The organism is Pseudoalteromonas sp. BZA4, assembly GCF_040104395.1.
GTDB lineage: Bacteria > Pseudomonadota > Gammaproteobacteria > Enterobacterales > Alteromonadaceae > Pseudoalteromonas.
Genome location: NZ_JBECOT010000047.1, coordinates 1 through 17,965 on the forward strand (window position 1 = coordinate 1; position 17,965 = coordinate 17,965).

Below are 17,965 nucleotides of genomic sequence, written 5' to 3' on the forward strand. Positions count from 1 at the left end.
CACCACCGTATACTTTTGCAAGTACGTTAGTGATTGCTGCTGTTAGAGTTGTTTTACCGTGGTCAACGTGGCCGATTGTACCAACGTTTACGTGCGGTTTTACGCGTTCAAACTTTTCTTTTGCCATGACGGAACCTATCAGTTTTGTGTATCTAGATTACATATGAAAATAATCCACCGAGGGTAGATTAATTTAATTTTTTCAAATTTCAAATAGTTTTTTCTGACAGATAAAGGAAGAAATTAAGATGAGTTCTCGATACTGGTGCTGATAGGCAGATTTGAACTGCCGACCTCACCCTTACCAAGGGTGCGCTCTACCAACTGAGCTATATCAGCAACACCAGAAGTCTGGAGCGGGCAGCGGGAATCGAACCCGCATCATCAGCTTGGAAGGCTGAGGTAATAGCCATTATACGATGCCCGCATAGGAACCTGTTCTTAAACTACCTCTAACCGTCAAGAATAAAGTGGTGGAGGGAGCTGGATTCGAACCAGCGAAGGCTGAGCCGTCAGATTTACAGTCTGATCCCTTTGGCCGCTCGGGAACCCCTCCACGAAAATTCTTTACTAAGTCACTTCCGGTAAAAGGAAAGTGGTGCCGACTATCCGAGTTGAACGGATGACCTACTGATTACAAGTCAGTTGCTCTACCAACTGAGCTAAGTCGGCACTGCTTTAGTACGGGGCGAGATTCTAAGGTAAGGTTTATTGTGATGCAACCATAAAATTAAAAAAAATGTGAATTTATGTGTTAAACGCTCACTATTCAGGCAAAAACCCGTATTTTTACTGCTTTATAGCTAATTCACGCCAATAATTCAGTCCTTTAAACACGAGCAAGCTGTCAAACTTAGCATCTATATATGTATCTGCTAACAATTTGCCATAACCACCAGCAAATAATAACTGACAACCTTGTTGGTTAAGATGTTGTTTTGCTTGCTCGATTGCACCGAGAGTAGCAACCATAGCACCATTTTTTAGGCCATTTGGCGTATTACGCCCTAACTCAGTCGTGAATGGAGTTTGCTCATCATCAAACACACGTTGCGTATTTTGGGTAAGTGATGAGGTCATTAAATCAAGGCCAGGTAAGATCCAGCCTCCTAGATGCGCGCCTTCTTTATTAAGCACATCAATTGTCGTTGCTGTACCGGCATCGATAATAATGCAGTTTTGCTCGGGATATTCTACATACGCAGCGATCACAGCGAGCCAGCGATCAATTCCTAGGTTTTTAAACTGCTGATAGGCACAAGTTAACGTAGCGAGTTTAGCGGTCACCTCTGCTTCAAAGTAAGGAACAGAATGTTGCTGCGCCTGTGCTAATAACGGTTTAAGTAGCTCTGTGCTACCTACGCAGGCATAGACCAGCTCTGTTATTTTTGACCAAGGTAAATTGCTGAGTTCACAGGTTTGGTAATCCTTGCCATCAAATAAAACGGCTTTAATTGCGGTATTGCCAACATCCACTAATAGTTTCATAGCTCAGCCTTACGTAATGAAATTTCACCACCATAATAACTTTTCACTTCGCCATCTTGACGAATACGTACGCCACCTTGGTTATCAATCCCTTCGCAAATACCACGCCAGCTACGATGACCCGTATTGAGCTCAACACACTCGCCAGCAAATGCATTTAATTGATTCCACTGTAGATACATATCGTTTAAACCTGATTGCTGATACTGAGCTAAACGTTTTTCTAAATAAAAGCATAAATAGGCCACCAGCTTGTTTTTATCTAACCCCTGCACATGCTGACTTAAGTCAGTCCATGCTTGATCTATGTGCTGGCTAACACTTTCTGGCATATGTAAATTGATACCTATACCTATTACAAGCTGACAAGGACCTTGTGGTTGGCCGTCAAGTTCAACTAATACGCCCGCTAATTTTTCACGGTTTAAGTAGATATCATTTGGCCACTTAAGCTCTACATCTAATTGATATAAGGCTTTAAGCGTATCGTAAACAGCAAGCCCAACTGCAATAGATACCCCCATAGCAGCTTGCAAACCATCATCCAAACGCCAAAAGTAACTAAAGTATAAGTTTGCACCAAACGGAGATTGCCAAACGCGCCCACGGCGCCCTCTTCCCGCTTGCTGCATTTCTGCAACTAATACGCTTCCAGATGGCAGTGATACTTCTGTTTGCAAACGGCGCATTAACTCACTGTTGGTTGAGTCAATAATAGGCTGCACTTCAACATTAGCGGTGCTGCCACCTAACTCATTATAATGCAGACCGATCTTTTCTTTGTTCAGTAAGCCTGCACTATTATTTAGGCAATACCCTTTACCCGTAACCTTAAATATATCGAGCCCCATCTCCTGCAAAGAGTGAATATGTTTACCCACTGCTGCACGGCTAATACCGAGCTGCTCGCCCAATTGCTGACCAGAAATAAAACCACCGGTATTTAGAGCTTGTAAAATAGCGAGCTTATTTCCATCTGGCGCTTTCATGATGAAGCTCCCAATTCAATGTGGCATTCATCATCAGCATTGATCAATCGCACTTCGTGCTGTAAAGCAATCTGATATTTATGCCAAAACTGTTGTTGTACATGCTTTACCATGGCAATTAAGTCATCACCTGTACTGTTACCATGATTTACTAGCACTAAAGCTTGCTGCTGATGCACTTCAATACCGGCGATCTTAAAGCCTTTTAACCCAGCTTGCTCAATCAACCACCCCGCCGCAACTTTATGATGCTCAGCATCCACAAAGTAATGAGGTAGTTCTGGGTACTGTTTTAAAAGTAACGCAAGTTGCTCATTACTGATCACTGGGTTTTTGAAAAAACTGCCCGCATTAGCAAGTTCACTGGGGTTTGGTAGTTTGCTATTTCTGGTTGTGATGATTTGCTCAAATACCTGTTGTGGAGAGGGTTCTGAAAGCTGTTGCAATGGTCCATAACTCAGTACTGGCTGCCATTTTTTAGGTAGCAGTAACCCTACTTGGGTGATTACAGCTTTATTCTTCAGTGCATGCTTGAAGATAGAGTCACGATAGCCAAATTGGCATTCGCCTTTAGTTAAGCGCTTTATGGTTTTGGTGGCAATATCAAAGTATTCGACATAACTCACAAACTTTTCAAGCTCTACACCGTAAGCACCTATATTTTGCACTGGTGCAGCACCAACAGTCCCAGGTATTAAAGCAAGGTTTTCAAGCCCAGGCATGTCATTAGCAATAGTCATAGCAACTAATTGGTGCCAGTTTTCTCCGGCTGCAATGTGCAATAAAAAGCCATCGCTTTGCTGCTCTATATCTATGCCCTTCGTATTCATGTGGATCACAGAACCTTGGTAGTCAGATAAAAACACCGTATTACTGCCTTCACCTAAAATACAAAATGGCCCAGAAAAGTCTGTGCTTAAAAGCTGATTCACTTCATCAATTTGATAAAAATGCTGGCATTGGCTTGGCAAAGAAAAGGTATGAAAAGATTGCAGGGACTGAGCCACAAAACGCCTCAAAGGTTACCGGTAACTAATCGCATTAGTGTAACCTATCGTCGCAAAATACGCATTAGATTGTAAAAATCACTCAACCCACTGCACTAATCATGTTATAAAACGGGCTCTTTTTCATTTCCGTTCCAGGGTTATTATGAAGTTTAAACCATTACTTTTAAGTCTTGCTATGGCCGGTGCTTGCTCTCAAGCAACTGCAGATGCAATCAGCCAGCACACTTACGCAAACTTAGATGACGTAACAACCACTCACCTACTACTAGATTTAGATGTTGATTTTGATGACAAACAACTAGAAGGTTTTGTTGAGCACACGCTAGATTGGCACAATGCAACAAGCAAAACACTGGTGCTTGATACTCGCGATTTAGATATCGACAAAGTAATGTATCAAGATCAAAAAGGCAGCTGGCACAAAGCTGACTTCACCCTTGCTGCACGTGATGACGTGAAGGGCTCAAAATTAACAATTAAATTTAAAAGCCAAGCGGTTAAAGCACGTATTTACTACAACAACCGCCCAGAAGCTTCAGGTTTACAGTGGTTAACGCCAGAGCAAACAGCCAGTAAATCACACCCATTTATGTACAGCCAATCACAAGCAATTCATGCTCGTAGTTGGATCCCAGTACAAGATACGCCAGCAATGCGCGTAACCTACTCGGCACGTATTCACACTCCTAAAGACATTCGTGCGGTAATGAGTGCTGATAACAAAGATGCACTTTATAAAGATGGCGATTATCTATTTAATATGCCACAACCAATTTCGCCATACTTAATCGCAATTGGTGCAGGTAATTTAGAATTTAAAGCCATGTCTAAGCAAACGGGTATCTTTGCTGAGCCAACAATTTTAGATGCATCAGTTGCTGAGTTTAACGACACGCAAGCGATGATCGATAAAACTAACGCGATGTATGGCGAATACGCATGGGGTCGTTATGACTTATTAATGCTACCGCCAAGCTTCCCATTTGGTGGCATGGAAAACCCACGTTTATCATTCATCACACCAACGGTTGTTGCTGGCGATAAAAGCTTAGTAAACCTAATTGCTCACGAGCTTGCTCACTCTTGGTCTGGTAACTTAGTAACCAATGCGACTTGGGAAGACTTATGGCTAAACGAAGGTTTCACGTCTTACGTTGAAAACCGCATTATGGAAGAAGTGTTTGGCCGTGACCGTGCAGTTATGGAGCAAGCGCTTGATGCAGCCGGCTTACGTGCATTACTTAAAACTCTGCCAGCACCAGATACGCGTCTTAACTTAAAACTTAATGGCCGCGATCCTGATGATGCATTTAGCTCGGTGCCTTACACTAAAGGTCAACTTTTCTTAATTTATTTAGAAAACAAATTTGGTCGTGATAAGTTTGACCCATTCGTAAAAGCTTACTTTGACCAATTTGCGTTTAAGTCTCTTACAACAGCGCAATTTGTTACTTACTTAAAAGCTAACTTGATCGAAAAATATCCAGGCGTTGTGAGCATGGATAAAGTTAATGAGTGGATCTTTGAACCTGGTTTACCAAGCGATGCTCCTAACCCAACGTCTGATGCCTTCGATAAAGTTGATGCTGTAACCAAAACATGGTTAAACGGTGAGATCAGTGCAGCCCAGTTACCAACAGCGGATTGGTCAGTTCACGAGTGGCTACACTTTTTGAATAACCTACCTCGCGATTTAAGCATCGAAAAAATGACTGAGCTTGATAATCAATTCAACCTAACACAGTCAACTAATGCAGAGCGTGCTTTCGCATGGTTTATGCTAGCGGTAGGTAATGGTTATCAACCAATTTACCCAGCGCTTGATGAACACCTATCAGGCATCGGTCGTCGTAAATTAATTGTGCCACTCTATAAAGCACTTATTAAAAACGGTAAAAAAGACTGGGCGCATGATGTGTACTTAAAAGCACGTCCGGGTTACCACCCACTTGCACAAGGTACTGTTGACGACTTATTTGCAAAGTAAGTCATCAAACACAAAAAAGGCGCTGCAATCAGCGCCTTTTTTAATTATTTTATTAGTTACTTACTTTTTGTAAGAACGCACGGCGCTCTTCAGGGCTTGCTTGTTGCCACCAAAACTCAAGCATCGCAGCCGCACTTGGCGTATTTTTCAAACCCGCTTGTCCTCCGGGTACTTTTGCAGGCAATGTGACAGGGATTGCAGTCGCAGGCTTGTTGCTTGTACTTGTAACAGCAACTGGGGCACTGGCTACAGCTTGTACAGGCGCGCTAGCTGCACGATAGCTCACTATCGATAGCGGCACAGCAAGTTCACTGCCCTTGGCTTTTAAGCTCACTTGCGGTGATTCAGCAAACACTTCTGCCGCAACAGCATTACTGGCACGATTAAACACTAGGTCATAGTCTTTGCCACTCTCTACCGTAAGCTCAACCCAAAATGGCTCTGACTCAACAACTTGATGGTCATCATAACCTTGCTCGTAAAGATCGGTATATTTCATCTTCACTTGGTAAGTACCAGGGGCAAGCTCAACATCGTCAACACGACTGAAAAACGACTGTTCAATTAGGCGCTCTCCAACTTGTAAGGGTACAAACTCTTCGGGAAAGTGAATAGTCTCAGCTACACTGCTGAAACTATTAAATAGCATTAACGCACTACTCAGTAATACTAACTTACGCATGTTCACTCCTTGGTTGTTCAACTTGCGGCAGTTTCAGTTTGACACTGCAAATAAAGTTTGTCATTAGTGGGCGGTCATTTAACCACATTTATAAGAGAGCTAAGTATGAGCCAAGAGACTATTTTTACAAAGATTATTAACCGAGAGATCCCAGCTGATATTGTTTATGAGGACGATCTATCTTTAGCTTTTAAAGATATTAACCCACAAGCCCCTTTTCATGTGTTGATCATTCCAAAAACACCAATAGCGACGATTAATGATGTTACAGAAGAAAATTCAGCTTTAGTCGGTCACTTATATGTAGTTGCTGCAAAACTCGCTAAACAATTTGGCTTTAGTGAAGACGGATTTCGCGTCGTAATGAACTGTAATGACCACGGCGGACAAACTGTGTACCATATACACCTACACATGTTAGCAGGTAAAGAAATGGGCTGGCCTCCATATCAGGACAAGAAAAAAACAGCAATCTAATACTTTGATATGTAAACAACTGTAAAAAGTAGAACAAATATATTATTTTTAGCTATAATGAATATATATCAGTTAGTTAACATATTGCGATTAGTTAACTAACTGTAATTTTTGACACAAAACAGACACAAACTGTACTTTTCCTGCACAACTCTCAGAAATTTCTAATACGAAAGGGGTGGATTGCGTGATAGGATTTAACTGTCAACTTTATTCAAGAGTGTATATATATGAGTAGTTCAGCCTTTTTATTATTAGATCCAGAGCCAATTAACACTATTGGCATTAACGTATTAGAGCCATTGTTAAAAACACAAGGACTGGCAGTGACATCTGGTACTGATATCTCTGAAGTACCAGAAGGAACACGCTTGTTATTTATTGAAACGTCAAGCACAGATCCGTGGGGCAAGTTAAAAGAGCAGCTAGTTAATTTACGATTAAAATGCGATATCGTACTGTTTAACCTAGATGAAAACCCTGAACTTGCAAACCGTGCTCTATTAAGTGGTATTCGTGGTGTGTTTTACACAACAGATAATGCTGATGTGTTAATGAAAGGCATTCGTTTATTACTTGAAGATCAACTATGGTATCGCCGCGACATCATGTGTAATGCACTAAATCGTATGTTGCAGTTCAATAAAGACGCACTCCACAAATTGACAGATGGTGACATCGAACCGGTTAAACTTACTAAACGTGAAAAAGCAATTATCTCACTAATGAGTAAAGGTTCGAAGAATAAAGAAATTGCTGAAGACTTAAGCATCAGCCCACATACAGTTAAAACTCACTTATATAGTGCATTTAGAAAAACTAAATGTCGTAACCGTATCGAGCTATTGTCTTGGGCACAGCAGAATATTCCAGACGAAATTCGCTAAACTAAACAAAACATCCTACAAGTTAAAACAGACGCAGCCGCGTCTGTTTTTGTTTCTGGTTGCTAAACACTGTAATTGACTTTATGCTCAAACTGATTGCAAAACACCGGAAATACAATGCTCGACTCAGCCACTTTATATTACGCCAGTGCTGCCATGATGGCAGTGATGACTCTTCTCAATTACCTTACATGGCGAACCAATAATAATACTCCGGGCACCTTACTCTATATTTTCTACCCTCTAGTGATGTTTGCATCGGTAATGAGTTTTGCATTGCATGGTCATATCAATAATATTGCCAGTGTTGCTATCGCAAACACCCTACTCTTTAGTGCTTCCATTATTCATGTACTTGCGATTTGCCAATTTTTAAATGCCAAATGCGTTGGCTTTAAAACCTTTGTTGCGATAACGGTGGTGCTCGCGATTACCATGATTTACCTTGCCACTGATAGCGCAGAGTTACGTAGTCGAATCTTGGTTTCTGATCTTCAGCATATAGTTGAAGCCTTGTTTTTACTGGCATTATTTATTCAAAATGGCCGTAAAAGTTACCCTAATGGCAGTATTGTCTACATTTTAATTCTCAGCATTATTCTGGCTATATTTACAGGCCGAACCTTAATGATGGGAGATGTCACAACAGCAAGCTTATTGTCAGCGGATTGGTTTAGTATCACTTTATTTATTAATGGTGTTATTGCGCCGATGTTTTATGCAACTGGTATGGCACTATTATGTAATGAACGCCGCGAACAAAACCTCAATCAGTTAGCTGAAAAAGCTCATAAAGACTTAGAAATTCGTGGTTTATTCCTATCAACTATCAGCCATGAAATACGTACGCCGTTAAATGGCATTTTGGGTAGTGCACAGCTAATCATGAACCAGTCGAGTGACCCACGTGACAAACCTTATTGTGAAGCAATAATTAACTCAGCTGAGTCGCTAAACTTACTGGTAGATAAAGTACTCGATTACGCCAGCCTTGATCAGCGTGATGAAGCGCTCTACGAAGAAGACGTCGAGTTTAAAACCTGGCTCAATAACCTGTGCCTTTTACTCAGCCCTTTAGCAGAGCAAAAACATTTAAAGTTTGAACTTATATACAACTTGCCCGATCAAGCATGTTATTACTGCGACCAACAAAAACTCAGACAAGTTATTATTAACTTAGTAGGTAATGCGATTAAATTTACCGACCAAGGTGCAGTCAAAATCCAAGTAAAACTGCTCAATGAAGGGCAATTAGATCACCTTGTTCGTATCAGCGTCATAGATTCTGGGCCTGGTATTGAAGATGAAGAAATTGCATACCTAACAGAACCTTATGTTCAAAGCAGCGCAGGTAAAGAAAAAGGTGGTACAGGCCTTGGCTTAGCAATCACCAGCCGTTTACTGGAAAAGTTAGGCAGCAAGCTCAATATTGAGAGTGAACTTAATAAAGGCAGTACTTTCAGCTTTGATATTCCGCTTGCCATTGGCGAGCTTAGTCTTGTTGAGCAGCGCCACCAATCAAAAGATTATGTTACTGGCCTAGACGTGTTATTAGTTGAAGACCTCGACTTAAACCAAAAAATTGCCATTGAATTTATGGCCGATGACGAGCACAAGATTAAGCTTGCAAAAGATGGTACTAGTGCCATTGAACTAATGCAAAAACATCATTTTGATGTGGTGTTACTCGATATGAATTTGCCTGACTTAACAGGCCAAGAAGTGCTGAAAAAGCTAAAAAATATCGACCATTTAAACCAGCGAACCCCGGTGTTAGCGTTCACCGCGAGCCTTAGCCCTGATGAAATAAAAGAATACTTAGCACTTGGCATCAAAGACATTGTTGGCAAACCAATTAAGCAACAAAAACTACGCCAAGCACTTAGTGACTCACAAAGTAATCAAGCAGCAAGCATTGCTGTTGAGCTGCGCGATACACTCTATGATGAAACAGCCGCAGCGACTCTTGTCTGCTCATTCAGTGAAGATGAAGTGTCATCGATTTACAACGAGTTTGTATTGTCAGCCAGAAACAAACTAATCCGCTGCCAACAGCTCGTCGAGGACGATAAAGAGCAGTGCATCAAGCTACTGCACCGCCAAGCCAGCACGGCTTTACAACTAGGCTTTAACCGCTATGGTTTAGAGCTTAAGAAAATCGAGCGTAAACTGCTCGACAACAAGCCTTTAAAGGAATCACTAACCGACGCATTAGTCCTATGGCAAGAAAGCCTACAAGCCTACTTAAAGCATGTTAGAAGTGAGTTAGCATAGGAGCTCCTAGCTCCTAGCGAGACAAATCCCTAATTAGCCTCAAGCAAGCGACATTTGTCATATGCGTAGAAATTCCCCCTCTCCCATGTCTGAAAGCTCCGAACTCCCCCAATAAACTTGATCCAAATCAACTATTAAATCGGCTTATTTAGCATCAGGAAAATAGCTTGATCTGGATCATATCAGTCGCCCTCAAGCCAGCCTATGATTAACTCATAGACATTAGGAGGCACAACCATGAACGTATTCTTCAGAGATTTTTTTAGCGACCCAGTTTTATTTATGTCATTCGGCATTTTGGCAGTTGTTATCGTTTTATGCCTTTTCTATGTTGGTTTCTTTATTAAGAAAATACACGACGCAGAAGTTCCTAAGTAAGAATTAAGCACGACGCACAAAGCCCCTATCCAATTTATTGTTTAGGGGCTTTTTATTTGCAGCTAGCTAAAATCTTGTAGCGGTTCTCAAAAAGCAAAAACTTGCTACAATAGGCGCTTATTTTGTTTCGAAAGTGTCAGCTATGTTACCTGAGTTTAAGCCTGCGTGGTGGATGCGCAATCGCCATTTACAAACCATAATGCCGCGCTTTTTTCGCCCTTTTCATAATACACGCTACGACTTATCGACAATCGATACTCCAGATGGCGACTTTTTAGAACTGGCTTGGGCAACACCTCATAACGAGCAAGCACCCCTCGCTATTGTATTGCATGGTTTAGAAGGCAATATAAACAGCTTTTATGCTAAAGGCATGATGAAAAAGCTTAAACAACAAGGCTTTGCTGTTGTATTGATGCATTTTCGAAACTGCTCGCGCGAAGTTAACCGTTTAGCACGTGCTTATCACAGCGGTGAAACCGAAGACCTGCGCTTTTTCATCAACCACCTGAAGAGCAAGTTTCCAAAACGCCCGTTATTTGCCGTGGGCTTTTCGTTAGGTGGTAATGTACTGGCAAAGTATTTAGGTGAGCAAGGTACTAAATCAAACTTAACTGGCGCAGCCGTTGTGTCTGCACCATTTGACTTGTCATCATCTTGCGAAGTTATTCGTAAAAGCTTAGGTAAGATTTATCAAAAGTATTTACTCGACCGTATGAAAAAGTCGATGCAAAGAAAGCTACCACAAATCGAACAGCAAATTAGCCTAACGCCAGAAAAGCTCATGGCGATTGATGACTTATGGCAATTCGATAATATGCTCACGGCACCATTGCATGGCTTTGCCGGTGCTGAAGATTACTATCAGCAAGCGAGTGCAAAACCATTTTTAAAAAGCATTGCAACACCTACGCTGATTGTGCACGCCAAAGATGACCCGATGTTATCAATAAAAGCCGTGCCAGATAGCTTAGATGTGAGTGAACATGTTACGCTGCGCATCTCAGAACAAGGGGGCCATGTCGGATTTATTAGCGGTAAAAACCCTTTTAAGCCCGAATATTGGCTTGAACGAATTGTGCCTGAGTATTTTCAACAATTAGTTAAAAAAGAGCAGTTATGATCATTCCCCACGAACGCCTCGATAAAGAGACTCTGTATAATTTAATCGAAAGTTATGTTTTACGTGAGGGCACTGATTACGGCGAACAAGAATTTAGCATTGAAAGCAAAGTAGCGCAGGTTCATCAACAGCTTAAAAATGGTGAAGCCATGGTGTTTTTTTCTGAGTTACATGAGTCAGTTACGATTATATCCAAAGCTGAATTCATTGCTCTACAAGCTGACCCAGAGTACCAAGCGTCGTTTAACGACTAAACTTGTAAGTTACACTGTAACCCTTCACAATGGCTTTTTAACTTAAAGAGCCATTAAAAAATGAAAAAACTAAGCTCACTGGTTGCCGCAGTTTCTTTGGCCTTAATTGGTCAAGCAAATGCAGATCAGGTTACTGCATCAGATAAAGCCATTAAACTAGCAAAAGACACTATTTTAATCGATACCCATATCGATGTGCCTTACCGTATTCATAACAAGTGGGCTGACGTAACCAAAGCTACAAGCGACGGTGATTTTGATTATCCGCGTGCTGTGCAAGGTGGTTTGAACGCTCCTTTCATGTCAATTTACATTCCTGCAAACCTAGAATTTGAAGGCAAAGGTAAAAGCTATCAATTAGCAAATCAGCTAATCGATTCTATGGAAGCGATTGTGCAACGCGCACCAAGTAAATTCGCTATTGCTGACTCAACTGCCGATATTAAAGAGCAGTTTAAACAAGGTAAAATGTCGATTGCTATGGGCATGGAAAACGGCTCACCTATCGAAGGCGACATTAAAAACCTTAAGCACTTTTATGAGCGTGGCGTACGTTACATCACGCTAGCTCACTCGCAGAGTAACCACATTTCTGATTCATCTTATGATATTCGTCGTAAGTGGAAAGGCCTTAGCCCATTCGGTAAAGAGCTAGTAAAAGAAATGAACAACATTGGTATGCTGGTTGATGTATCGCATATTTCTGATGATGCGTTTTACCAAGTGATGGAAATCTCGAAAGTACCCGTGATTGCTTCACACTCGTCACTGCGTAAATACACTCCTGGCTTTGAGCGTAATATGAATGACGACATGCTGTTAGCTCTTAAAAAGAATGGTGGTGTTATTCAAATTAACTTCGGTTCAAGCTTTGTTACAGCAAAAGCAGGCTCTTGGTACGATCAACTTAAATCAGCAAAGGCTGAAAAGAAAAAAGACGGTACTAAGCTAAGCAAAGATTTTGATGCTGCTTATCGCGCTAAAAACCCGTTTCCATTTGCAAGCTTAGAACAAGTACTTGATCACATTGACCATGTAGTTGAGCTAATTGGTATCGATTATGTGGGGATTGGCTCAGATTACGATGGTGTAGGCGACTCTCTACCTACTGGCTTAAAAGATGTATCTAGCTATCCTAACCTTGTGCAAGGTCTAATGGACCGTGGTTATAGTGATAAAGACATCAAAAAGATTTTAAGTGGCAATATGCTACGTGTATGGCAAAAAGCTGAAGCATACGCAAAAGCCCATTAATCGATATAAACTCTATTTCAAAGCGCAGCTAACTAGCTGCGCTTTTTATTTTTATCATCATAAGTATTTGATAATACAAATAGCTTGTTTTAATCTGCTGATATTACAAAGCAACTTGGATGATGTGATATGTCGACTTGGCAAGGGAATACTGCGCTGGCATTTGCAAGCATTGCACTGGGCTTATCAATTTATAGCTATACAACATCAAACCCGACTGACAAGCCTGTAGTTATTCAGCAAGCAAAACCTAACTTAAAAGAGTTGGCCATCCCAGAGCAAGACAGAGAAAATCTAGTCGCCTTACATGGCTACATTTTAGATCTCGAAACACGCATTCACGAGCTTGAAAATAAAGCGCCTACAATTGATCCTGAGCGACTTGCCTCATTAGTTAAACAAGCAATGGAACAGCAAGAAAAAGAGCGACGAGTCGAAATCGAAAAAAGAAATCCGGCGCTTGGCTGGCTAAGTAATTTACCTGATGACTACCGCGAACGCATCAAAGCAGACCCACAATATGCCGACAACTCAATAAATGAAGCTCTTGCTACCTTACTCAATTTAAGTAAGTCCGAAAATGAGCGCTTAGCAGCCTACGGGCAACTAAAAATGACCCTAGGCATGCTCAGACGCGACTTGGACGACAGCCAAGCAAATGCAGTAATCGATGCCATGATAAGCATTAGCGAATACACGAATGATCCTAAGATTCGTGTCAGTACTTTAGAGAATTTATCTCGCCAAAATAATGTCTCAACTAAGCTCGCTGAGCATTTTCAAAAACTGTTACAAACTGACGATAATGATTATGTTCGCAATATTTCTGCCACAGCCCTCATCGGCCAATTTTTTCGTGCCACAAGAGACGGCAATAATAGTTATGCCAGTGATTTAGCAGAACGAATTACCGCTCTTGAAAATAGTAGCAATACAAAAGTTGCCGAAATCATGGCTGAAAACCTAAAAGGCCCACGGTTAAGAGAAGAAATAGATAAAGCGCTGGGGAAATGATTGAAGGTGCTAGGACAAACTAAATCCAGTTTATCCTGAAGTAACTTTTCTTATACTGAAATGAAAGCCCCTTCTCGATCTAATCTGACGTCTGACAGCTTCCAGCTATTTTTTAAAACAAAAAGCCCCAGCAGATGCCGGGGCTTTTTAGTAAGGAAACTTAATTAAAAATTAAGCTTTCTTTGGACGCTCAACAACGTCTACTAAAGTCCAAGACTTAGTCTTAGAAATAGGAGCACACTCAGAAATAGTAACTACGTCACCAGTTTGAGCTGTGTTGTTTTCGTCATGTACGTGTAGTTTAGTCGTACGTTTGATGAATTTACCATATACTGGATGCTTCACGTAACGTGCGATAGCAACAGTGAAAGATTTATCCATCTTGTCGCTGATTACACGGCCTTGAAGAGTACGGATTTTATCGCTCATTATTGACCTGCCTTCTGGTTAATAACTGTTTTTACACGCGCGATATCGCGACGTACTGTTCTTAGCGTGTGTGTCTGAGCTAACTGACCAGTGCTTGCTTGCATGCGCAGGTTGAACTGCTCACGAAGAAGTCCTAGAAGTTCAGCATTTAGCTCTTCTACGCTTTTGTCTTTTAGTTCGCTAGCTTTCATTACATCACCGTCCGAGTTACGAAAGTTGTTGTGAATGGTAATTTACGCGCTGCAAGGTTAAATGCTTCACGAGCAAGCTCTTCAGAAACACCTTCCATTTCGTAAAGTACTTTACCAGGTTGAATTTCAGCAACCCAATATTCAACAGAACCTTTACCTTTACCCATACGAACTTCTAATGGTTTGTTCGTAATTGGCTTATCTGGGAATACACGAATCCAGATTTTACCTTGACGCTTTACGTGACGTGTCATAGCACGACGAGCTGCTTCGATTTGACGAGCAGTCATACGGCCACGGCCAGTAGCTTTCAAACCGAAAGTACCGAAGCTTACTTTGTTACCGTTTTGCGCTAAACCGCGGTTGCGGCCTTTGTGCATTTTACGGAATTTTGTACGTTTTGGCTGTAACATTACTCGCTACCTCTACTTAGCACTTTTTTTGGCTTTCTTTGGCGCGCGTTTAGCTGGCTTCTCTTGCTCTTGTACTAGTGGTAAACCACCAATAACTTCGCCTTTGAAGATCCAAACTTTAACACCAATGATACCATAAGTGGTTAAGGCTTCAGAAGTTGCGTAGTCGATATCAGCACGAAGAGTATGTAGAGGTACACGACCTTCACGATACCATTCTGAACGTGCGATCTCAGCACCGCCAAGACGACCGCTAACTTCAACTTTGATACCCTTTGCACCAATGCGCATTGCATTTTGTACCGAACGCTTCATAGCGCGACGGAACATAACACGACGCTCTAGCTGTGACGCAATACCGTCAGCTACTAGTTGTGCATCAAGTTCAGGCTTACGAACTTCAGCGATATTAATCTGAGCCGGAACACCTGCAATCTTAGTTACTGCTTGACGTAGTTTTTCAACGTCTTCGCCTTTTTTACCGATAACAACACCAGGACGAGCTGTGTGAATTGTTACACGGATAGATTTAGCTGGACGCTCGATAACGATTTTAGACACAGAAGCCGCTTTTAATTCCTTAGTAAGGAAAGTACGTACTTTGTGATCGCCAAAAAGCTGATCAGAGAAATCTTTTGAATTCGCGTACCAGGTAGAAACCCAAGGTTTAGAGATACCTAGGCGAATACCAGTAGGATGAACTTTTTGTCCCATTACTTATACTCCTAGCTATCTGAAACCACAACAGTGATGTGGCTTGTACGCTTAAGGATGCGGTCTGCGCGTCCTTTAGCACGTGGCATAATACGCTTCATTGTTGGACCATCGTCCACAAAGATCGTAGTTACACGAAGCTCATCAATGTCAGCACCTTCGTTATGCTCTGCGTTAGCAATAGCAGACTCAAGTACTTTTTTAACTAATACAGCCGCTTTTTTAGGGCTGTACGCCAGGATTTCTAGAGCGCGATCAACCGGAAGTCCGCGGATCTGATCTGCAACTAGACGTGCTTTTTGCGCCGAACCAGAGGCGAATTTATGTTTAGCTAATGCTTGCATTTATCATTCCCCTCTTAACGTTTCTTCGCTTTCTTATCCGCAGCGTGACCGCGGTAAGTACGAGTTGGTGCAAATTCACCTAGTTTGTGACCGATCATTTCGTCTGTGATGAACACAGGAACGTGCTGACGACCATTATGGACAGCGATGGTCAATCCGATCATGTTAGGTATGATCATTGAACGACGGCTCCAAGTTTTAATTGGCTTCTTGTCACCGCTTTCCAACGCTTTCTCTACCTTCTTCAGCAAGTGTAGGTCAATAAAAGGACCTTTCTTGAGAGAACGTGGCATGGCTATTCCTCAACTATTATTTAGTACGACGACGTACGATAAATTTATCAGTACGCTTGTTCTTACGTGTCTTAGCACCTTTAGTCGGCTTACCCCATGGAGACACAGGATGACGACCACCAGATGTACGACCTTCACCACCACCGTGCGGGTGATCTACCGGGTTCATGGCAACACCACGAACTGTCGGACGGATACCACGCCAGCGATTTGCACCAGCTTTACCTAGTGAACGAAGCATATGCTCAGAGTTGCCTACTTCACCAAGTGTTGCGCGACAGTCAGCTGGAACTTTACGAACTTCGCCAGAACGAAGACGTAGAGTTACGTATTGACCTTCACGAGCAAGGATTTGAACGTATGCACCAGCAGAACGTGCGATTTGCGCGCCTTTACCTGGTTTTAATTCTACGTTGTGAACAGTCGAACCTACAGGCATGTTACGCATTGGTAACGTGTTACCAGCTTTGATTGGTGCATCAATACCAGATTGGATTGAATCACCAGCTTTTAAGCCTTTAGGTGCAATAATGTAACGACGCTCACCGTCTGCATATAATACAAGAGCGATGTTTGCGCTACGGTTTGGATCATACTCTAGACGCTCAACAACAGCTGGAATGCCATCTTTAGTGCGTTTAAAGTCGATTACACGGTAATGATGCTTATGACCACCACCGATGTGACGAACCGTGATACGACCTTTGTTATTACGACCACCAGACTTAGAGTTTTTCTCTAGTAGTGGTGCGTAAGGTTTACCCTTATGTAGATCTGGGTTAACCACTTTAACCAGGTGACGACGACCCGCAGAAGTTGGTTTACACTTTTGAAGTGCCATAATTCTAACTCCCCTTATTACTCGGCGCCGCCGACAAAGTCTAGCTCGCTACCTTCTTTAAGAGTAACGTAAGCTTTCTTCCAGTCTGAACGACGACCGAAACGCATGCCAGTACGTTTTGTTTTACCCTTAACGTTTAGTGTGCGAACACCAGTTACTTCTACTTCAAAAAGCTTTTCTGCTGCAGCTTTGATTTCAGCTTTAGTTGCATCAGAAGCTACTTTGAAAACAATCGTGTTGTTCTCTTCAGCAGCGATAGTGCTTTTTTCAGAGATGTGTGGAGCAAGGATCACTTTTAAAAGACGTTCTTCACGGATCATGCTAGCGCCTCCTCAAGTTGCTTAACAGCAGCAGCTGTAATAAGTACCTTATCGAAAGCGATTAGGCTTACAGGATCGATACCAGCTACATCACGCGTGTCAACCTTGTATAGGTTACGTGCCGATAAGAAAAGATTCTCATCTACTTCTTCAGTCACGATTAGAACATCTTTAAGCTCAAGTTCTTTAAGCTTAGCAACTAGTTCTTTAGTTTTTGGTGCTTCAAGACCAAACTGCTCAACAACGATTAAACGCTCTTGACGAACTAATTCAGATAAGATGCTTTTGATCGCACCGCGGTACATTTTACGGTTTACTTTTTGGCTGTGATCTTGTGGTTTAGCTGCGAAGCTAACGCCACCTGAACGCCAAATTGGGCTACGAATTGTACCAGCACGTGCACGGCCAGTACCTTTTTGAGACCATGGTTTTTTACCACCACCGCTAACTTCAGAACGTGTCTTCTGAGCACGAGTACCTTGACGAGCACCTGCTGCGTAAGCAACAACTACTTGGTGTACTAATGCTTCGTTAAACTCACGTCCAAAAGTAGCTTCAGAAACTTCAAGAGCGCCAGAAGCGTCTTTAATTGCTAATTCCATC

The 17,965-nt window shown here is 42.0% G+C and carries 23 protein-coding genes and 4 tRNA genes; 9 read left to right on the forward strand and 18 right to left on the reverse strand.

Features of this window, described 5'->3' with window-relative positions:
* The 8 genes from ABMY41_RS16255 to murB all read right to left on the reverse strand — a co-directional run.
* Window positions 1–127: GTP-binding protein (locus ABMY41_RS16255; RefSeq protein ID WP_033023824.1), on the reverse strand; the 127-nt coding region annotated here is incomplete at its 3' end.
* A gap of 136 nt (window positions 128–263) precedes the next feature.
* Window positions 264–339, reverse strand: a tRNA-Thr gene (locus tag ABMY41_RS16260).
* Between the two features lie 13 nt (window positions 340–352).
* Window positions 353–427, reverse strand: a tRNA-Gly gene (locus ABMY41_RS16265).
* A 44-nt stretch (window positions 428–471) separates the two neighbouring features.
* A tRNA-Tyr gene (locus ABMY41_RS16270) sits at window positions 472–556 on the reverse strand.
* Between the two features lie 40 nt (window positions 557–596).
* Window positions 597–672, reverse strand: a tRNA-Thr gene (locus ABMY41_RS16275).
* Between the two features lie 117 nt (window positions 673–789).
* Window positions 790–1,488 carry a type III pantothenate kinase gene (locus ABMY41_RS16280; protein ID WP_349275448.1) on the reverse strand — a complete coding sequence of 233 codons (699 nt, stop codon included), beginning with the start codon at window positions 1,486–1,488 and terminating at the stop codon, window positions 790–792.
* Window positions 1,485–2,477 carry a bifunctional biotin--[acetyl-CoA-carboxylase] ligase/biotin operon repressor BirA gene (gene birA / locus ABMY41_RS16285; protein ID WP_251604453.1) on the reverse strand — a complete coding sequence of 331 codons (993 nt, stop codon included), beginning with the start codon at window positions 2,475–2,477 and terminating at the stop codon, window positions 1,485–1,487. The genes ABMY41_RS16280 and birA overlap by 4 nt, the downstream gene beginning before the upstream one ends.
* Window positions 2,474–3,484, reverse strand: a complete 1,011-nt coding sequence (gene murB, locus ABMY41_RS16290) for a UDP-N-acetylmuramate dehydrogenase (RefSeq protein ID WP_349275450.1) — start codon at window positions 3,482–3,484, stop codon at window positions 2,474–2,476. Before murB ends, birA begins: the two co-directional genes overlap by 4 nt.
* A gap of 145 nt (window positions 3,485–3,629) precedes the next feature.
* On the opposite strand from murB, the gene ABMY41_RS16295 reads away from it, so the two are divergent.
* Complete coding sequence (locus tag ABMY41_RS16295) at window positions 3,630–5,474, forward strand: M1 family metallopeptidase (RefSeq protein ID WP_349275451.1); 1,845 nt, start codon at window positions 3,630–3,632, stop codon at window positions 5,472–5,474.
* A 52-nt stretch (window positions 5,475–5,526) separates the two neighbouring features.
* Here the strand turns inward: ABMY41_RS16295 and ABMY41_RS16300 are convergent, their stop codons facing one another.
* Window positions 5,527–6,156, reverse strand: coding sequence for a DUF2057 domain-containing protein (locus tag ABMY41_RS16300; protein ID WP_287243638.1), 630 nt, complete (start codon window positions 6,154–6,156; stop codon window positions 5,527–5,529).
* Between the two features lie 105 nt (window positions 6,157–6,261).
* Between ABMY41_RS16300 and ABMY41_RS16305 the strand changes: the two genes are divergently transcribed.
* The 8 genes from ABMY41_RS16305 to ABMY41_RS16340 all read left to right on the forward strand — a co-directional run bounded on the left by ABMY41_RS16305 (window position 6,262) and on the right by ABMY41_RS16340 (window position 13,817).
* On the forward strand, window positions 6,262–6,633 hold the full coding sequence (locus ABMY41_RS16305; RefSeq protein WP_054563916.1) for a histidine triad nucleotide-binding protein: 372 nt from the start codon (window positions 6,262–6,264) through the stop codon (window positions 6,631–6,633).
* A 230-nt stretch (window positions 6,634–6,863) separates the two neighbouring features.
* Window positions 6,864–7,520, forward strand: coding sequence for a response regulator transcription factor (locus ABMY41_RS16310; RefSeq protein WP_054563917.1), 657 nt, complete (start codon window positions 6,864–6,866; stop codon window positions 7,518–7,520).
* A gap of 117 nt (window positions 7,521–7,637) precedes the next feature.
* Window positions 7,638–9,794 (forward strand): ATP-binding protein, encoded by a 2,157-nt coding sequence (locus ABMY41_RS16315; protein WP_287243636.1) that lies wholly within the window; start codon window positions 7,638–7,640, stop codon window positions 9,792–9,794.
* A gap of 237 nt (window positions 9,795–10,031) precedes the next feature.
* Window positions 10,032–10,172, forward strand: a complete 141-nt coding sequence (locus ABMY41_RS16320; protein ID WP_119852677.1) for a DUF3149 domain-containing protein — start codon at window positions 10,032–10,034, stop codon at window positions 10,170–10,172.
* A 142-nt stretch (window positions 10,173–10,314) separates the two neighbouring features.
* Window positions 10,315–11,295 (forward strand): hydrolase, encoded by a 981-nt coding sequence (locus ABMY41_RS16325; protein WP_054563919.1) that lies wholly within the window; start codon window positions 10,315–10,317, stop codon window positions 11,293–11,295.
* Window positions 11,292–11,549, forward strand: a complete 258-nt coding sequence (locus ABMY41_RS16330; protein WP_054554495.1) for a YheU family protein — start codon at window positions 11,292–11,294, stop codon at window positions 11,547–11,549. Before ABMY41_RS16325 ends, ABMY41_RS16330 begins: the two co-directional genes overlap by 4 nt.
* A gap of 60 nt (window positions 11,550–11,609) precedes the next feature.
* The gene (locus ABMY41_RS16335) at window positions 11,610–12,803 is read left to right on the forward strand and encodes a dipeptidase (RefSeq protein WP_289098503.1); all 1,194 of its coding nucleotides are present in this window, start codon (window positions 11,610–11,612) and stop codon (window positions 12,801–12,803) included.
* A gap of 129 nt (window positions 12,804–12,932) precedes the next feature.
* The gene (locus ABMY41_RS16340; protein WP_287243634.1) at window positions 12,933–13,817 is read left to right on the forward strand and encodes a hypothetical protein; all 885 of its coding nucleotides are present in this window, start codon (window positions 12,933–12,935) and stop codon (window positions 13,815–13,817) included.
* 171 nt (window positions 13,818–13,988) lie between these two features.
* On the opposite strand, the gene rpsQ is transcribed toward ABMY41_RS16340, so the two are convergent.
* The 9 genes from rpsQ to rplD are packed head-to-tail and all read right to left on the reverse strand — an operon-like array spanning window position 13,989 to window position 17,964.
* Window positions 13,989–14,246 carry a 30S ribosomal protein S17 gene (gene rpsQ / locus ABMY41_RS16345; RefSeq protein ID WP_054552372.1) on the reverse strand — a complete coding sequence of 86 codons (258 nt, stop codon included), beginning with the start codon at window positions 14,244–14,246 and terminating at the stop codon, window positions 13,989–13,991.
* Window positions 14,246–14,437, reverse strand: a complete 192-nt coding sequence (gene rpmC, locus ABMY41_RS16350; protein WP_054552371.1) for a 50S ribosomal protein L29 — start codon at window positions 14,435–14,437, stop codon at window positions 14,246–14,248. Before rpmC ends, rpsQ begins: the two co-directional genes overlap by 1 nt.
* Window positions 14,437–14,850 carry a 50S ribosomal protein L16 gene (gene rplP, locus ABMY41_RS16355; RefSeq protein WP_036974208.1) on the reverse strand — a complete coding sequence of 138 codons (414 nt, stop codon included), beginning with the start codon at window positions 14,848–14,850 and terminating at the stop codon, window positions 14,437–14,439. Before rplP ends, rpmC begins: the two co-directional genes overlap by 1 nt.
* 12 nt (window positions 14,851–14,862) lie before the next feature.
* Window positions 14,863–15,564, reverse strand: coding sequence for a 30S ribosomal protein S3 (gene rpsC, locus ABMY41_RS16360; RefSeq protein ID WP_054552370.1), 702 nt, complete (start codon window positions 15,562–15,564; stop codon window positions 14,863–14,865).
* Between the two features lie 11 nt (window positions 15,565–15,575).
* Window positions 15,576–15,908 (reverse strand): 50S ribosomal protein L22, encoded by a 333-nt coding sequence (gene rplV / locus ABMY41_RS16365; protein ID WP_004588690.1) that lies wholly within the window; start codon window positions 15,906–15,908, stop codon window positions 15,576–15,578.
* Between the two features lie 14 nt (window positions 15,909–15,922).
* A complete protein-coding gene (gene rpsS, locus ABMY41_RS16370; RefSeq protein WP_010376377.1) occupies window positions 15,923–16,201 on the reverse strand; it encodes a 30S ribosomal protein S19 in 279 nt (92 codons plus the stop codon).
* Between the two features lie 16 nt (window positions 16,202–16,217).
* The gene (gene rplB, locus ABMY41_RS16375; RefSeq protein ID WP_058583716.1) at window positions 16,218–17,042 is read right to left on the reverse strand and encodes a 50S ribosomal protein L2; all 825 of its coding nucleotides are present in this window, start codon (window positions 17,040–17,042) and stop codon (window positions 16,218–16,220) included.
* A 17-nt stretch (window positions 17,043–17,059) separates the two neighbouring features.
* Window positions 17,060–17,362: a 50S ribosomal protein L23 gene (gene rplW / locus ABMY41_RS16380; protein WP_054552368.1), complete on the reverse strand. Its 303-nt coding sequence runs from the start codon at window positions 17,360–17,362 to the stop codon at window positions 17,060–17,062.
* The gene (rplD, locus tag ABMY41_RS16385; protein WP_062568199.1) at window positions 17,359–17,964 is read right to left on the reverse strand and encodes a 50S ribosomal protein L4; all 606 of its coding nucleotides are present in this window, start codon (window positions 17,962–17,964) and stop codon (window positions 17,359–17,361) included. The genes rplW and rplD overlap by 4 nt, the downstream gene beginning before the upstream one ends.
* Between the last annotated feature and the right edge of the window lies 1 nt (window position 17,965).

Coding starts and splice junctions, on each gene's coding strand:
- ABMY41_RS16305 (WP_054563916.1), top strand. CDS start 6,262: ATGAGCCAAGAGACTATTTTTACAAAGATTATTAACCGAGAGATCCCA.
- ABMY41_RS16300 (WP_287243638.1), bottom strand. CDS start 6,156: ATGCGTAAGTTAGTATTACTGAGTAGTGCGTTAATGCTATTTAATAGT.
- ABMY41_RS16335 (WP_289098503.1), top strand. CDS start 11,610: ATGAAAAAACTAAGCTCACTGGTTGCCGCAGTTTCTTTGGCCTTAATT.
- ABMY41_RS16280 (WP_349275448.1), bottom strand. CDS start 1,488: ATGAAACTATTAGTGGATGTTGGCAATACCGCAATTAAAGCCGTTTTA.
- rpsS (WP_010376377.1), bottom strand. CDS start 16,201: ATGCCACGTTCTCTCAAGAAAGGTCCTTTTATTGACCTACACTTGCTG.
- birA (WP_251604453.1), bottom strand. CDS start 2,477: ATGAAAGCGCCAGATGGAAATAAGCTCGCTATTTTACAAGCTCTAAAT.
- rplB (WP_058583716.1), bottom strand. CDS start 17,042: ATGGCACTTCAAAAGTGTAAACCAACTTCTGCGGGTCGTCGTCACCTG.
- ABMY41_RS16330 (WP_054554495.1), top strand. CDS start 11,292: ATGATCATTCCCCACGAACGCCTCGATAAAGAGACTCTGTATAATTTA.
- ABMY41_RS16310 (WP_054563917.1), top strand. CDS start 6,864: ATGAGTAGTTCAGCCTTTTTATTATTAGATCCAGAGCCAATTAACACT.
- rplP (WP_036974208.1), bottom strand. CDS start 14,850: ATGTTACAGCCAAAACGTACAAAATTCCGTAAAATGCACAAAGGCCGC.
- ABMY41_RS16320 (WP_119852677.1), top strand. CDS start 10,032: ATGAACGTATTCTTCAGAGATTTTTTTAGCGACCCAGTTTTATTTATG.
- rplV (WP_004588690.1), bottom strand. CDS start 15,908: ATGCAAGCATTAGCTAAACATAAATTCGCCTCTGGTTCGGCGCAAAAA.
- ABMY41_RS16295 (WP_349275451.1), top strand. CDS start 3,630: ATGAAGTTTAAACCATTACTTTTAAGTCTTGCTATGGCCGGTGCTTGC.
- rplW (WP_054552368.1), bottom strand. CDS start 17,362: ATGATCCGTGAAGAACGTCTTTTAAAAGTGATCCTTGCTCCACACATC.
- rpsQ (WP_054552372.1), bottom strand. CDS start 14,246: ATGAGCGATAAAATCCGTACTCTTCAAGGCCGTGTAATCAGCGACAAG.
- ABMY41_RS16315 (WP_287243636.1), top strand. CDS start 7,638: ATGCTCGACTCAGCCACTTTATATTACGCCAGTGCTGCCATGATGGCA.
- rpsC (WP_054552370.1), bottom strand. CDS start 15,564: ATGGGACAAAAAGTTCATCCTACTGGTATTCGCCTAGGTATCTCTAAA.
- rplD (WP_062568199.1), bottom strand. CDS start 17,964: ATGGAATTAGCAATTAAAGACGCTTCTGGCGCTCTTGAAGTTTCTGAA.
- ABMY41_RS16340 (WP_287243634.1), top strand. CDS start 12,933: ATGTCGACTTGGCAAGGGAATACTGCGCTGGCATTTGCAAGCATTGCA.
- rpmC (WP_054552371.1), bottom strand. CDS start 14,437: ATGAAAGCTAGCGAACTAAAAGACAAAAGCGTAGAAGAGCTAAATGCT.
- ABMY41_RS16325 (WP_054563919.1), top strand. CDS start 10,315: ATGTTACCTGAGTTTAAGCCTGCGTGGTGGATGCGCAATCGCCATTTA.